Origin of the sequence: Pantoea sp. SOD02, assembly GCF_024707505.1 — a bacterium.
In the GTDB taxonomy this organism is placed as follows: domain Bacteria; phylum Pseudomonadota; class Gammaproteobacteria; order Enterobacterales; family Enterobacteriaceae; genus Pantoea; species Pantoea symbiotica.
Map to the genome: position 1 here is coordinate 1708857 of NZ_CP102604.1, position 14842 is coordinate 1723698.

The 14842-nt window shown below is 57.6% G+C and carries 13 protein-coding genes; 8 read left to right on the forward strand and 5 right to left on the reverse strand.

Translation table 11 applies throughout. The features are described 5' to 3' along the window. The 4 genes from NR302_RS07970 to NR302_RS07985 all read left to right on the forward strand — a co-directional run bounded on the left by NR302_RS07970 (nucleotide 1) and on the right by NR302_RS07985 (nucleotide 4456). The gene (locus NR302_RS07970) at nucleotides 1-1107 is read left to right on the forward strand and encodes an ABC transporter permease (protein ID WP_061723614.1); all 1107 of its coding nucleotides are present in this window, start codon (nucleotides 1-3) and stop codon (nucleotides 1105-1107) included. An 88-nt stretch (nucleotides 1108-1195) separates the two neighbouring features. After that, a complete protein-coding gene (locus tag NR302_RS07975) occupies nucleotides 1196-2029 on the forward strand; it encodes a transketolase (protein WP_008108197.1) in 834 nt (277 codons plus the stop codon). Beyond that, nucleotides 2022-2966, forward strand: coding sequence for a transketolase family protein (locus NR302_RS07980; protein WP_101760785.1), 945 nt, complete (start codon nucleotides 2022-2024; stop codon nucleotides 2964-2966). Before NR302_RS07975 ends, NR302_RS07980 begins: the two co-directional genes overlap by 8 nt. Before the next feature lie 2 nt (nucleotides 2967-2968). Further along, nucleotides 2969-4456 carry an FGGY family carbohydrate kinase gene (locus NR302_RS07985; RefSeq protein WP_258144952.1) on the forward strand — a complete coding sequence of 496 codons (1488 nt, stop codon included), beginning with the start codon at nucleotides 2969-2971 and terminating at the stop codon, nucleotides 4454-4456. Between the two features lie 202 nt (nucleotides 4457-4658). Here the strand turns inward: NR302_RS07985 and NR302_RS07990 are convergent, their stop codons facing one another. Beyond that, on the reverse strand, nucleotides 4659-5393 hold the full coding sequence (locus NR302_RS07990) for a flagellar brake protein (RefSeq protein WP_258144953.1): 735 nt from the start codon (nucleotides 5391-5393) through the stop codon (nucleotides 4659-4661). Nucleotides 5394-5579: 186 nt separating this feature from the next. On the opposite strand from NR302_RS07990, the gene NR302_RS07995 reads away from it, so the two are divergent. Further along, the gene (locus NR302_RS07995) at nucleotides 5580-5828 is read left to right on the forward strand and encodes a GlsB/YeaQ/YmgE family stress response membrane protein (RefSeq protein ID WP_008102737.1); all 249 of its coding nucleotides are present in this window, start codon (nucleotides 5580-5582) and stop codon (nucleotides 5826-5828) included. 62 nt (nucleotides 5829-5890) lie between these two features. Here NR302_RS07995 and NR302_RS08000 read toward each other — a convergent pair whose 3' ends face one another. Both NR302_RS08000 and treA read right to left on the reverse strand, forming a co-directional pair. Next, nucleotides 5891-7990 carry a TonB-dependent siderophore receptor gene (locus tag NR302_RS08000; RefSeq protein WP_258144954.1) on the reverse strand — a complete coding sequence of 700 codons (2100 nt, stop codon included), beginning with the start codon at nucleotides 7988-7990 and terminating at the stop codon, nucleotides 5891-5893. A 240-nt stretch (nucleotides 7991-8230) separates the two neighbouring features. Then, nucleotides 8231-9910 carry an alpha,alpha-trehalase TreA gene (gene treA, locus NR302_RS08005; protein ID WP_258144955.1) on the reverse strand — a complete coding sequence of 560 codons (1680 nt, stop codon included), beginning with the start codon at nucleotides 9908-9910 and terminating at the stop codon, nucleotides 8231-8233. Between the two features lie 208 nt (nucleotides 9911-10118). Here treA and ghrA point away from each other — a divergent pair, with 208 nt between their 5' ends. The 3 genes from ghrA to NR302_RS08020 are packed head-to-tail and all read left to right on the forward strand — an operon-like array spanning nucleotide 10119 to nucleotide 12407. Beyond that, nucleotides 10119-11057 carry a glyoxylate/hydroxypyruvate reductase GhrA gene (gene ghrA / locus NR302_RS08010; RefSeq protein WP_258144956.1) on the forward strand — a complete coding sequence of 313 codons (939 nt, stop codon included), beginning with the start codon at nucleotides 10119-10121 and terminating at the stop codon, nucleotides 11055-11057. A gap of 24 nt (nucleotides 11058-11081) precedes the next feature. Further along, nucleotides 11082-11819 (forward strand): phosphatase, encoded by a 738-nt coding sequence (locus NR302_RS08015; protein WP_008102746.1) that lies wholly within the window; start codon nucleotides 11082-11084, stop codon nucleotides 11817-11819. A 27-nt stretch (nucleotides 11820-11846) separates the two neighbouring features. Continuing rightward, a complete protein-coding gene (locus NR302_RS08020) occupies nucleotides 11847-12407 on the forward strand; it encodes a molecular chaperone (protein ID WP_258144957.1) in 561 nt (186 codons plus the stop codon). Nucleotides 12408-12410: 3 nt separating this feature from the next. Here the strand turns inward: NR302_RS08020 and NR302_RS08025 are convergent, their stop codons facing one another. Together NR302_RS08025 and NR302_RS08030 are read right to left on the reverse strand one after the other, a co-directional pair. Continuing rightward, nucleotides 12411-13772: a CoA transferase gene (locus NR302_RS08025; protein WP_258144958.1), complete on the reverse strand. Its 1362-nt coding sequence runs from the start codon at nucleotides 13770-13772 to the stop codon at nucleotides 12411-12413. Between the two features lie 46 nt (nucleotides 13773-13818). Then, nucleotides 13819-14703 (reverse strand): DMT family transporter, encoded by an 885-nt coding sequence (locus tag NR302_RS08030; RefSeq protein WP_008102753.1) that lies wholly within the window; start codon nucleotides 14701-14703, stop codon nucleotides 13819-13821. Between the last annotated feature and the right edge of the window lie 139 nt (nucleotides 14704-14842).

Sequence of the window (14842 nt, forward strand, 5' to 3'; positions counted from 1 at the left end):
ATGAAAAACAACGGCGCGCTCGCGCTCGCATCGCCAGCTAAAGCGTTTAACTCACGCGAAAGCCTGATATTGCTGCTGCTCAAACTGCGCACCTTTATTGCGCTGTTTCTGATTGTCGGTTTCTTCGCTATCACGGTGCCCGATTTCCTCGCGGTGGGCAGCATGGTGATCATGGTGAAACACATCGCCATTAACGCCTTCCTCGCGCTCGGCATCACATTTGTCATCATCACGGCGGGCATCGATCTCTCCATCGGCGCAACACTCGGCCTGTGCGGCATGATCGCCGGCTGGCTGATCACCAAAGGCATTGTGTTGCCGATGTTTGGCATCGCCATCTTCCCCAGCGTCTGGCTGATCGTACCGATTGTGTTGCTGATTGGCGGCCTGATTGGCGCGGCAAATGGCTGGATCATTACCCGCTATAACGTGGCACCGTTCATCTGCACGCTCGGCACCATGTACATCCTGCGCGGCACGGCGATGCTCACCTCGGGCGGCGAAACCTTTCCCGGTTTGCAAGGCAATGAAATGCTCGGCAATACCGGATTCGACAAAATTGGCGCGGGCTATTTCCTCGGTTTGCCGTGGGCCATCTGGATGATGGTGCTGCTGGCGCTAGTGATTGCTTACGTTGCGCGCCGTCTGCCGTTTGGCCGCCAGGTCTACGCGATTGGCGATAACGAACGCGCCGCTGAACTCTCCGGCGTGAAAGTGAAGTCGGTGAAAATCTGGGTGTATGCCATCTCCGGTTTCTGCGCGGCAATTGCCGGCATCGTGGTTTCGTCTCAGCTGGTAGCCAGCCATCCGGCGAACGGAACCTCCTTTGAAATGAACGCGATTGCCGCAGTGGTGCTGGGCGGTACTTCGCTGGCCGGCGGACGCGGCACCATTCTCGGCACGCTGATTGGTGCCTTCGTGATCGGCTTCCTCGCTGATGGTTTGATCATGATGGGCGTGAGCGAGTTCTGGCAAATGGTGATCAAAGGCATCGTGATTATCGTGGCGGTGATCATCGACCAAATGCAGAGCCGCATGCAGCAGAAAGCGGCGGTGGTGGCGCAGAAAGCGCTGATTGAGGAGGGCGGTAGCCCGGCAAAAAGTTAATCGGTTGGGTGCAGGCGCTGATTGTCTGCACCTTTTTTTCTCCATTACGAATAAATATTCATCCATGCTTTAAAATTCAGAGGTGTCTATGAATCCTTTCAAATATTCGGTAGCGGATCTGGCAGCGAAAGCGCGCGCCGTGCGCCGCCGCATCATTCAGCTCAATGCGGGCAGCCCGGCGGGCGGGCATACCGGTGCCGATCTCTCACAGGTGGAGATCCTCACCGCACTCTATTTTCGCATTCTTAACTGCGCGCCGGATCGCACCAACGATCCGCAGCGCGACATCTATATCCAGTCGAAAGGCCATGCGGTGGGCGGTTATTACTGCGTGCTGGCTGAAGCCGGTTACTTCCCGACCGAATGGCTGCCGACCTATCAGCATTCGGATTCACATCTGCCGGGCCATCCGGTGCGCCAAAAAACGCCAGGCGTTGAGCTGAATACCGGTGCGCTGGGCCACGGTTTACCGGTGGCGGTCGGCATTGCGCTGGCGGCGAAGAAAGATAACAGCGATCGACGTATTTTTGTCGTTACCGGCGACGGTGAGCTGGCAGAAGGCAGCAACTGGGAAGCGGCGCTGGTAGCGGCGCATTACGGCCTCGATAACCTGGTGATCATCAACGACAAGAACAAGTTGCAGCTGGCGGGGCACACGCGCGACATCATGAACACCGATCCGTTGCCGGATAAATGGCGCGCCTTTGGTCTGGAGGTGAGCGAGTGCAACGGTAATGACATGGCGGCGGTGGTTGAAGCCATCGAAAACCTGCCGCGCAACAGCGGCAAGCCACAGGTGATTGTGGCGCACACCGAAAAAGGCTTCGGCATCTCCTTTATTCAGGGCAAACCGGAGTGGCATCACCGCGTGCCGAAAGGGGAAGAGATTGAGTTGGCACTGGAGGAGTTGAAAGATGAGTAATGCAAAACACCTGGCGACGGTAATGGTCGAGGCATTTATTGATGCGGTTAATCGCGGCGTCGATTTAGTGCCGGTGGTGGCCGATTCCACCTCAACCGCCAAAATTGCGCCCTTTATCAAAGCCTTTCCCGACCGGCTGATTAACGTGGGTATCGCCGAACAAACGTTGGTGGGTACCGCCGCTGGCCTGGCGATTGGCGGCAAAGTGGCCGTGACCTGCAACGCCGCGCCGTTCCTGGTTTCCCGCGCCAATGAGCAGGTTAAAGTCGACGTCTGCTACAACAACACTAACGTGAAATTGTTTGGCCTGAATGCCGGTGCCAGCTACGGCCCGCTCGCCAGCACCCATCACAGCATCGATGACATTGCGGTGATGCGCGGCTTCGGCAACATCGAAATTTACGCGCCATCCTGCCCGCTGGAGTGCCGCCAGATTATTGAGTATGCGCTGGCGCATGTCGGGCCGGTGTATATCCGTCTGGACGGTAAAGATCTGCCGCAGCTGCACGATGAGAACTACCAATTCCGTCCTGGCCAAATCGACGTTTTACGTGAAGGTCATGACATTGTGCTGGTGGCGATGGGCTCGACGGTTCACGAGGTGGTTCACGCCGCCGAGCAACTGCATGAGCAAGGCATTACAGCGGGTGTGATCAGCATTCCATCGATTCGACCTTGTGATACCCAACAGCTGCGCGAGCTGTTAAATCACTATCCAGCGGTAATTACCGTGGAAGAACACAACGTCAACGGTGGCGTCGGCAGCCTGGTGGCAGAAGTGCTGGCGGAAGGCGGCTGTGGCATCCCGCTGCTGCGTTTGGGCATCCCCGATGGCGAATACGCGATTGCCGGCGATCGCGCCTCAACCCGTGCCCGACATGGCATTGATGCCGCCAGCGTAGTGAAGAGTGCAGCACGCATCTGTGCAGGAGCGTAAAGATGGCAGGTTCGGTGATACTGGCAATTGATGAAGGCACCACCAACGCGAAAGCGATTGCGGTCGATCGTGCTGGGAACGTGGTGGCGCGCGGCAGCCAGCCGCTGACGCTGGAACATCCTCAGCCGGGTTTGGCGGAGCAGGATCCACTGGCGATTTGGCAGGCGGTGAAACAAGCGGTGAGCGATTGTCTGGCGCAGTGTGCGGGTGCGCAAGTTGCGGCAGTGGCGATCAGCAACCAGCGCGAATCGGTGCTGATCTGGCAGAGACATAACGGTCAGCCGCTGACACCGCTGGTCAGCTGGCAGGATCGCCGCTCGGAGGCGTTTTGCCGCGATTTACGTGTGGCGGGTAAAGCGCCGCGCATCACTGGGCTTACCGGATTGGCGGTCGATCCGATGTTTCCGGCCGGTAAGCTCACCGGCATGCTGGCCGCGCTGCCGAACGGATTTTCTCGTGCGCAGGCCGGTGAACTCTGTATCGGCACCGTGGATAGCTGGCTGAGCTGGCAGCTGAGCGGCGGCGAAAGCTTTGTCACCGATCATGCGAATGCGGCGCGCACCCAGCTCTACAACCTGCACAGCGGCGATTGGGACGAGGAACTGTTAGCGCTGTTCCATATTCCCCGTGCAGCACTGCCGCAGATTGTGCCCTCGGCCAGCGAGCAGAGTGTAGTGACACGTAACGATATTCCCGGTTTAGCGCCTGGCACGCCAATTCTGTCGCGCATCGGCGATTCGCACGCCGCGCTGCAAGCGCAGCGCAGTGGCAGCGAAGAGGTGGTCAAAGCCACTTACGGCACCGGTTCGTCATTGATGATGTCGATGGCAACGCCGCTACTGACGGAAAATGGCCTTAGCACCACGGTGGCGTGGCACGACGGCACGTTGCGCTATGCCTTTGAAGGCAACATTACCCACACCGGTTCCGGTGCGGCGTGGCTGGGCCGCATGCTGGGCATCAAGGATCCACGAGAACTCACCGCGCTGGCGCAGTGCAGCGAACACAACCAGGGCATCTATTTTGTACCGGCGCTCTCTGGTCTCGGCGCACCCTGGTGGGATTTGAAAGCGCGCGGCATGGTGTGTGGTTTGACCGATGCGGCAACGCCGGAGGTGCTGGCGCGCGTGGCGCTGGAATCGATCACTTTCCAGATCGCCGACGTGTTTTTTGCCATGGAGCAGGCCAGCGGTGTGCAACTTCCTGCGCTGTGCGTGGATGGCAGCGCCACGGAAAACGGCTGGTTAATGCAGATGCAGGCCGATGTGTTGCAGCGGCCACTGAAACGCGTACCGACGGCCGAAGTTTCTGCGCTGGGTGCCGCGCTATTAGCGGGCCGCACCTTAGGCTGGTGGCAGCAGGGCAGTGAGATGCAGGCGTTGCAGGGCGGCAGCGTGATCACGCCGCGTGAAGATCAGGCGAAAAGCATGCAGGAGAATTATCACGGTTGGCTGGATGCGGTGGCGCGTTGCCGTTATCAGCCGCATTGATGGGTGCGGTTTTGTGTGGATCTGGGGGATTGGTCGCCATGAGTGGCGTAAAGCCGCTCAGTTAAGCATTAATCTACATATGTATGCAGGTGCGCATGAATGCGCACCCTACGAAAAACGCGCCAATCCTTTGTAGGGTCGCCATTCATGGCGACCGATTCACGCCTGGCTGACAAGCATTACGCCATAAAATTGAACGAAGCTATTGGAAACGGTTGGCCTTGTCGCGCGCCAGACGTTCCAGCGCAAAAATCACCTGCTGCAGCTGGCGTTCCTGAATCGGTTCGATGGCGGTAAAGCGGAAGCTGAGGCGCGGAGTGACGCGGGTTTCATTCTTGCTGGTCACCATGGTGCGCTCACCAATGTGCAGCAGCTGTGCTGTCACCTCAAAGTGGCCATACTCAGCCAGGTCAACGCGCAGCTTTTTAAAGGTATCGCCGCGATTGAGGCCTTCTGGCAGCGCTTCGTCCAGCAGCACGCCTACGCCGCCCAATGACAGATCCTGCAGGCGGAAGCGCGCAGTGCTGCCATCCGGCCAATGGCTGTGGCAATAAAAAACCGGCTCCAGCGGCGCATTGACGCGGAAAAACTCACGACGTTGAATCTGCCACACCAGTTCGGGTAGCGACGCAGCAAAAGCGGGCAAGCCTTCGAATTCGATACGTTGTAAACCGATTAAGCTAAATTCGACTTTGGCACCGTGCGTTTCGGCAAAGATATTCACTTCACCACCTTGCAGCGCTAAATCGTTATCCAGCGCGTTGCTGCCAAGGTCAAAGATCACCTGATCTTCATCGGCTGACAGCATGCGGCTGATAAACTGACCGCGCGAAAAATTCACCATCAACGGGGTTTGAAAACGCAACAGATCCTTCATCACGCCCAAAACCGCTAACGTGCCTCGCTTGAGGTATTGTTCTTTATCGGCTTCTCCCACGTCCTGCTCCACTTATCCGATTGTTATTTTCACGACTGACAATGCTGTTCGTCAGTTATCGGCGTTGCTGCGCTAACCTTTAGTTAGCTAACGATTATTTACTGCGGTAAGTTGCGAGGCAGATCATAAAATCCCGTCTATACTAGAGGCGGTGAACACATTGATTAATAACGTAAGGAGCAGTACATGGGTATTCTTTCATGGATTATTTTTGGTCTGATTGCCGGGATTATCGCGAAGTGGATTATGCCGGGTAAAGATGGCGGCGGCTTTATCATCACCGTGGTTCTGGGTGTGGTTGGTGCGGTTGTCGGTGGCTGGATCAGTACCCTGTTTGGTTTCGGTAAAGTTGACGGTTTCAACTTCGGTAGCTTCGTGGTGGCCGTGATTGGTGCCATTGTGGTGCTGTGGATTTACCGTAAAGTACGAAGTTAACAGCATAGAGATTTGATGAAATCCGCCATTCCGTAAAGGATGGCGGATTTTTTTATGTCTGATTAAAAGTCGTAGCCCACCGTAGCCATCACAGTACGCTCGGCACCGCGATAGCAGTAACCGGTGCCATAACAAGCGGCCAGATACTTTTTATCAGTCAGGTTGTTGGCATTCACCTGCAGCCATGCGCCTTTCAGCTGTGAGTTCCATGCGCCCAGATCGGCGCGAACTGACGCATCAAACAGCGTCACGGATGGCAGACGCGTGGTGTTCTCGTTATTCGCCCACTGTTTGCCGATATAGCGCACACCGGCGCCGGCGCTCAAGCCGTAGTCAAACTGATAATGTCCCCACAACGATGCCATGCTGTTCGGCGTGACATACGGCGTATGGCCATCGTTACCGTCCACCGAATCTTTGAAGCGCAGATGGTTCAGCGTGTAGCCGGCGATGGTGCTGAAACGCTGCGTCAGCTGATTACGGGCTTCGAGTTCAATGCCCTGCGAATGCACTTTGCCCGAAGGCGTGTACGTGCCGTCCAGCACGTTACGGTTGGCGACATCGTCCTGAGTCAAATCGTACACGGCGATTGAGTACATATCGCGCGTGCCCACCGGCTGATATTTCACGCCCGCTTCATATTGCTCAGACGTAGTCGGTTTCAGCTGATTGCCCTGCGGATCGGTTAACGAGGCCGGCGTAATCGCCTGGCTCCAGCTGACGTATGGCGAGATGCCGTTCTCGAAGGCATACAGCAGTGCGGCGCGACCGCTGATGTGATCGTCCTGACGACGGCTGGTGCCGTTTTCCGACACGATGCGGTCATAGCGTCCCGATAAGTCCAAATGCCAGCGATCGAGCTGCAACTCATCCTGCAGATACAAACCGGTTTGATAGTAGCGGCGCGTCTGCGATGTCCAGTCGAAGTCCGGCATGATGCCCACTTCTTCGCCGTTCCACGCATTCAGCGCGCTGGCGGCACCGCTGGCTTCGGTGATGTCGTTTTTATAGCGATGGTATTCTGCGCCCAACGTCACGCGATGCTGCACCGCGCCGGTAGCGAAATCAGCCTGCAAGCGGTTGTCGTTAGCCCATGCGCTCAGTGATGAACGCTCGCCAGAGTAGTAGCGGTTCAGCAGGTCAGGATTCGTTGCGTTCCAGCCAATTTGATAAACCTGATCGAGATCGGTATTCGAGTGGCTGTAGCTGCCGGTGGAGTAGACCGACCAGACTTCGTTGAAGCGGTGTGAGAAGTCATAGCTGTAAATCTGCTCGCGACGTTTGAACTGATCGAGCGAACTGTCACCTTCGTAGAAACTGTCGCTCAACTTGCGGCCGTTATGGCTGTAGAGCGTGCCTTCCGCTGGTACCGAACCGTGATAGCCGCCGGATGGATCTTTCTGCAGATAGGCGCGCAGCACTAAGTTGGTGTCTTCGCTTGGCTGCCACATCAGCTGTGGCGAAATCGCATATTTCTCTTCGCGGGTGTGATCGTACTGGGTATCGCTGTTGCGCGTGATGCCGGTTAAGCGAAACGCCCACTGATCGTTGATGGCGTTGGTGTAATCAAAGGCGGCGCTGTTGGTGGCGTTGGTGCCGCTCGACAGGCGGAAGTGACCCTCTTCGGCAAACTGCGGACGCTTGCTCACCATGTTCACTAACCCGCCCGGCACCGTTTGGCCGTAAAGCGCGGAGGAGGGACCTTTGATCACATCAATGCGATCAAGGAACCAGTTGTCCACCTGCAGGATGTTGAAGCTGCCGCCGTCACTCATTACGCGCAGGCCATCGAGGAAGGTGTTGTCGACATCGCCGCCGTGGAAACCACGCAGCGCGATGGTGTCGTAACGCGTGGCGGCACCGCCAAAGTTGGTGAACACGCCCGGCGTGTAACCCAGCGCCTGATTGAGATCCTGCGCGCCCTGATCTTCCATCTGCTGACGCGTTACCACCGAAATTGACTGCGGCGTGGTAATCAGCGGCTGATCGCTTTTGCTGGCGCCGCTGCTCCGCGTGGCGAGATAGCCCTGCGTCGGCGTGGTGGCGCTCTCTTGCGGTTGCGCCGTGACGACAATCGACTCTTCGGCGAAGCTTGCAGCGGGTAAAGCCAGCGCAAGCGCGCACAGAACGCGGCCACGGTTAAGGGTAAACAGCGAGGTCATGAGAGGTTCCTGATATTTTAATGGGAATAGCTATCGATATTAGATTGAGAATTATTATCTTTTGTCGCGAGTGTTTCAAGATGTGAGTTTGTTGTAAGAGGGTTGTGAGGAAAATGCACAGGCAGGGCGGGATTAGCGTGCAAGCATATGAGGTTGTAGGGTGCGCATTAATGCGCACCTGGTTTAATGGTCGCCATAAATGGCGACCCTACGACGGTTACGTATGGATCAGGAAATATGTTACTTCGCGCTACTCAAAACCGGCATATTGGGGATATCACCGGCGTTATTACAGGTTTTGTCTTTCGGACAGTACTTATCGAGCAGCTTTAGCGTCACACCGTTGGTCCAGCCGAAGCCGTCCTGCAGCGGATATTCACCGCCGCCACCACCGCCCAACTGCGCACCTTCAACCACATATTTCTCGACCAGCTTATGCTCCTTGTCATAGGTTGCCTGCACGTTCTGCAGGAAGCGCTGACCAATCTGCTGCGCCAGTTTCGGCTGCTTGTAATGCTCAAGACCTTCCACCGCGACCCATTGCAGCGGCGCCCAGCCGTTTGGCGCATCCCATTGCTGGCCGTTATTCACCGTAGTAGTCACCAGGCCGCCCGGTTTCAGCAGCTGTTTTTCGACGGCGGAAGCGGTGCGCTCAGCTTGCTTATCGCTCGCCACCTGCATATAGAGCGGGAACAGCGTGGCGGCGGTCAGCTGCGAGTGAACCTGCTTCTTCTGGAAATCGTAATCGGCGTACCAGCCTTTTTTGTCATCCCAAAGATAGCGATTGATCGCCGCCTGGCGTTTCTCGGCATCCGCCGCGAACTGTTTGGCTTTGTCATCCTGCTTATCCAGTTTGGACGCTTTAGACAATGCCTGTTCAAGGTGGAAAATCAGGCTGTTAAGATCGACCGGCGCCAGCTGCGTGGTGCGAATCGACGCCAGATTGTGCGCATCGGTGAACCAGCGCGAACTGAAATCCCAGCCTGATGCCGCGCCAGCACGCAAGTCGCGATAAACCTGCTGCTTATTACGATCCGGCGCTTTATTCGCGGTGTTGACGTCATCAAGCCAGGATTCGGTGCGCGGTGCATCGCGATCGTCCCAGTAACGGTTAAGCAGCGTGCCGTCCCTAAGTTTAATCACGCGTTTGCTGGCCTGGCCGGCTGCAACTTTGTCGCTGTCCGCCATCCAGTAATCGTACTCTTTCTGCAGCTGCGGCAAGTATTGGCGATAGACATCGTCGCCTTTGTGCGTTGCCAGCAAGTCAACCATCAAGCTGAAGAACGGCGGCTGCGAGCGGCTGAGATAGTAGCTGCGGTTGCCGTTGGGGATATGGCCATATTTATCGAGTTCGGTGGCGAAGTTATCCACCATATCCTGTACGCGATCCCAGTGACCGCTCTCCGCCAGGCCGAGCATAGTGAAGTAGCTGTCCCAGTAATAGACTTCGCGGAATCGGCCGCCAGGCACCACATAAGGTTTCGGCAGCGGCAGCAGCGAATCGTACTGACTGGCACTTTGCGCGGTGCGTGTCAGCACCGGCCATAAACCGTTGATGTGCTCGCGCAGGCTTTGCCCGGCGGGCGGCACATATTTGTCTCCCTCTTTTGGCAGCGTGAAGTTGCTGTCGACAAAATGCTTGAGATCGAAGTTGCGCTGGCTTTTCTGCATCTGCCAGTCGGCCAGAATCGAAGAGGGATTAGATTTCGGCACCGCATCGGCGAAGGTTTTCTGGTCCGGATAAAATTTCGCCTGCTGCACGGCATTGAAAAGCGGTCCCAGACGCACATCTGGCGGCTGCGGTTGGTTGCTGAGCATGCGGCTTTGGTCATCGGCGTGCGCGGCGCTGGCAGAGGCCAGCAACGCGGCGCTGAGTAAAAAGGTCAGACGCGCGGGCGTGAATACGGCATTTTTTATCATCGGTTTTTCTCCTTGTCCGAAAAGGTGGTGTGCTAACGCATTGACCACCCGAACAACTTTAGTCGCAATCGCACCGCTTAGCCTTGTACAGCGGTGGAAATGTGAAGCGCCCGGAATTAATCACGCGAGAAATTGCATCAAGGCTAAGGTTTTTGCTTGCCCTGTTCGGCTATTTGCCTGAGGCTGAAGCAAAAAAAAGGAGAGTCGAATGGAGATTATCTGGTATCACCCGTCGCTGGCGCCGCAGGGCTGGCTGGAAGGTTTGCATCAGCGTTTACCTGAGGCGCGCGTGCGTTACTGGCAGCCGGGCGACAACGCGCCGGCCGATTACGCTGTGGTGCGTTCGCCGCCGGTTGAGATGCTGGCGGGGCGTCAACTGAAAGGCGTGTTTGCCATGGGCGCGGGCGTGGACGAGATCCTCAAGCAGCTGCGTGACAATCCACAAATGCTGGCTGACAACGTGCCGTTATTCCGCCTCGAAGATACCGGCATGGCGCGCCAGATGCAGGAGTACGCCAACTGGTGCGTGCTAGGCTGGTTCCGCCGTTTCGCGGAATACCGTCAACTGCAGCAGCAGGGGCAGTGGCAGGAGCTGGATGGTTTGGATCGCGAGAACTTCACCATTGGCGTGCTCGGCGCGGGCGTGTTAGGCCGCAGCGTGCTGGAGAGTTTGCGTCAATGGGGCTTCCCGTTACGCAGCTGGAGCCGTTCGCCGAAGCACATCGACGACGTGCAAAGCTTCCATGGCCGCGATCAACTCAATGCCTTCCTCGAGGGCACGCAGGTGCTGATCGATCTGCTGCCCACCACGCCGGAAACCACCAACCTTATTGATAGTCAGCTGCTCAGCGCGTTGCCGCACGGTGCCTGTTTCCTTAACCTGGCGCGCGGTGCGCATGTGGTGGAAGCCGATCTGCTGGCGGCGCTGAACAGCGGTCAATTGGCCGCCGCCGCGCTGGATGTGTTCCAGACCGAGCCGCTGCCGCACGATCATCCGTTGTGGTCTCATCCGCATGTCACAATCACGCCACATACTGCAGCGATTACCTTGCCAGCCGAGGCGATGGATTACATTGCGGATGCCATACTTGCTCTGGAGCAAGGTCAACAGCCGGGTGGTTTGGTCGATCGCCAGCGCGGTTATTAATTCACATTGGGTCAGGAGATGAAGATGTATCCCGTTGATTTACATATGCACACCGTTGCCAGCACGCATGCTTACAGCACGCTGCATGATTATGTGGCGCAGGCGAAAAAGAACGGCCTGAAGCTGTTCGCGATTACCGATCACGGTCCGGATATGGCCGATGCGCCGCACTATTGGCACTTCGTTAACATGCGCATTTGGCCGCGGGTGATTGATGGCGTTGGCGTGCTGCGCGGTATTGAAGCTAACATCAAAAATCAGCAGGGCGAGATCGATTGCAGCGGCCCGATGCTCGATGCGCTGGATCTGATCGTTGCGGGCTTCCACGAGCCGGTTTATGCACCGCGTGATAAAAAGCATCACACCGAAGCGATGATTGCGGCGATGGCGGGCGGTTTGGTGCATATCATTTCGCATCCGGGCAACCCGAAATTCCCGGTGGATATCCGCGCAATAGCCGAAGCCGCCGCGCATTACGATGTGGCGCTGGAGATCAACAATTCCTCCTTTACCCATTCGCGCCTCGGCAGCGAACCGAACTGTCGCGCTATTGCCGAAGCGGTGCGCGATGCGGGGGGTAAATTGGCATTTGGCTCCGATTCGCATACGGCGTTTACGCTGGGAAATTTCGAACACTGCCTGCGCATCACCAGCGAAGTGGATTTTCCTGAAGATCGCGTGTTAAATGTCACGCCGCGTCGCCTGCTCGATTTCCTCGAACTGCGCACCGGTAAAACGATTGCCGAATTTGCTGATTTTTAACTTTTTTGCCTCAAGGAATTCTGTTGCATGAATGAGTTTTCCATTCTCTGCCGCGTCATCGGCTCGCTGTTTAATCGCCAGCCGCAGGATCCGCTGCTGGTGCCACTGTTCACTCTGCTGCGTGAAGGCAAACTGCAACAGCAGTGGCCGCTGGAGCAGGATGAACTGTTGACGCGCCTGCAGCAGAATAGCGATCCGCAGGCGCTGGCCGCCGACTACAACGCGCTGTTTGTTGGCAGCGACTGCAGCGTGCCGCCGTACGCATCTCAGTGGCCGAACGGGGTTGCTGAAGCGGACGTGCGTGCATTTCTCAGCGCGCGCGGCATGCCGCTGAGCGAAGCACCCGCCGATCATTTTGGCGTGCTGCTGCTGGCAGCATCGTGGCTGGAAGATCAGTCAGCGGAAGATGAATCCGCCGCGCAGCTGGCGCTGTTTGATGATTATCTGCTGCCGTGGTGCGGCGCGTTCCTCGGCAAAGTGGAAGCGCATGCTACCACGGCGTTTTATCGCACGCTGGCGGCGCTAAGCCGTGAGGCGATTCAGGCGATGTACGACGAGCTGAACGAAGAGCAGGGCGACGAGGCCTAACCGTTACCAGCTGGCTGCGCTGCTGCCGAGCTTCACGCCCGGCGTCGCGCAGATCATTGGCGTGCCGGGCAAATACGCTGCGGCACGCAATCTCTCGGCAATTCCCCACTGATTAATCTCTATCGCGCTCAACGCGTCATCGTGCTGCGCGTGGATACCGTTTTGCACATTCTCCGGCGCGGCACCGAACTGCTGTAACAGCCGAGCGGTGCGCGCCAGCGATAAGCGCGCCTGCCAGCCAACGCCATTGTTCAACCGCTGACGTAAACCTTCCAGCACCGCCGCAGCCATCAGATAACCGGTGACGTGATCGAGCGCCTGCACCGGCAGCGGCGTTGGCTTGTTATTGCCGCTCCAGCGCATGCCTTGTTCGGCGATGCCGCAGCCCATCTGCACCAGACTGTCGAAACCGCGGCGGTTGCGCCACGGCCCGCTCCAGCCCCACGCATTGAGGCTGACATCCACTAAGCCCGGCGCGAGTTTGCGGCGCGTCTCAGCATCCAGCCCGAGTTTTTCCAGCGCATCGGCACGATAACCGTGTACCAGCACATCGCTGTGCTGCAACAGCTGGCGCAGCTGTTCACGCCCGGTGCGGGATTTGATATCAAGCCGCGCACAGCGTTTGCCACAGGTGATCTCCTCTTCCAGCGTTGGTTCGTGCCAGTCGGGCGGATCGATACGCAGCACCTGCGCGCCGAGGCTGGCGAGAAAACGCGTCGCCACCGGACCGGCGATGATGCGCGTGAGATCCAATACGCGTACGCCGAGCAGTGGCCGCGCGGGCGATAATAGCCAGGCTGGCGCGGGTGCAGCGTCGGTGGCCTGTTGGGCAATCAGCGCTTCCTGCTGCACGGCGCGGCCTTGCGCATGTTGCAGCCATTGCGCTTCGCTACGCATCTGCGCGGCGCAGCCGCCAGCATCAATCACGGCCTGTTCCAGCGTAGCGGCGGGCCAGCGTGCCACTGCATCGGCCAGTGCGGCACGATTAGCATGCTGGCCGAGCACGCGCTCCATCGCCGCACGATGATGAGCCGCGTTGGTGTGCAGGCGGATCCAGCCGTCGGCGCTGGCGTAATCACCGGCGAATTCATCCCACAGCGCGGCAGGTGGTCGATTAAGCGGGATCAGGCTGTGCTGAAACCAGCGCGAGGCGAGACGGACATTGATGCTGACCGGCGCGGCCCGGCCGAGCAGATCGCTCAGTGCCTGGCTGGCAAGACCAATGCTGGTGGCCGCAAGTTCGCTGACGGCAAAGGCAGAGGAAAAGGTGTCGGGCTGGAGAAAAGTAGGCGAGGGAAGCGGGTCCGCGCCTCGCAATCCCTGCCACATTTGCTGCCACAGTGCGGCAGCACGTTGAGAATCCATGTTGAGTCTCCGGATAACGCGCGAGACTCAAGCATAGCAGAGCGGATTATCGGCGGCGTAAGCGCGGGAAACGCGCGTGCATCCGCAGGTTGCGCAGATTGATCACCGCAATTGCGGTACCCAACACCACTAACGAGGCGCCGAGAATCTTAAAGCTGTTCATGCTATCACCCAAGACAAAAACGCCCATCAACACCGCCAGCACCGGCGTCAGCAGCGAATAGGGCATGATCAGGTTGACGTTGTACTTCTTCAGCAGCGCATACCACAGCGTATAGGCGACAATTGACGAGGCGAGCGCGCTATACAGAATGCCAAACCAGCCGCGCCAGCCGGCGTGGCTTAATGCGTAAAACTGGTTGGATTCGGTCAGCCACGAAGCGGCACCGACAATCGGCACCGCGAGGAAGGAGATCCAGCCGGTTAGCGTCAGCGGTTTTATCGGCGGTGATTTTTTCACAATCATATTGCTGATTGCCCAGCCAAACGCGCTACACAGCAGAATACACAGCACCCACCAGGCCGGAATGGTAGGGCTGCCCGACAGCACCGCGACGCCGCTTAGCGAAATGGCGATGCCGATCAGCTGCACCAGCCGCAATTTCTCTTTCAAAATCACCATCGCCAGCAGCATGGCAATCGGCGTGCCGAGCTGAACCACGATGGCGCCGGTGCCGGCATCGGTGTAGCGCATGCCGACAAACAGCAGCGAGAAGTGCATAAAGCCAAAGGTGAATGCCAGCGTCAGCAGCCACGGCAATTGTGCGCGCGTGATGCGGCAAAACGGCACCAGCACAATCGCCACCACCACAAAGCGCATCCAGGTGAGAAACAGCGGCGGAAGTTCCAGCAATCCCCACTTCACCGCCACGTTGTTGAAAGCCCAGATGGAAACCACCATCAGAACCATTAAAAAATGCCGCACTGCCACGAGGTCTTCCTTCACGCTGTATAAAGATTATCACCGGCTAATGATGGCATGAAGCCGTCGACTTCGGACATGTCTGACAAAACTTTTTTCGCATAAGCATTAGCTTATGCAGGAAAAAAATAAGACATGTCGCTGATTT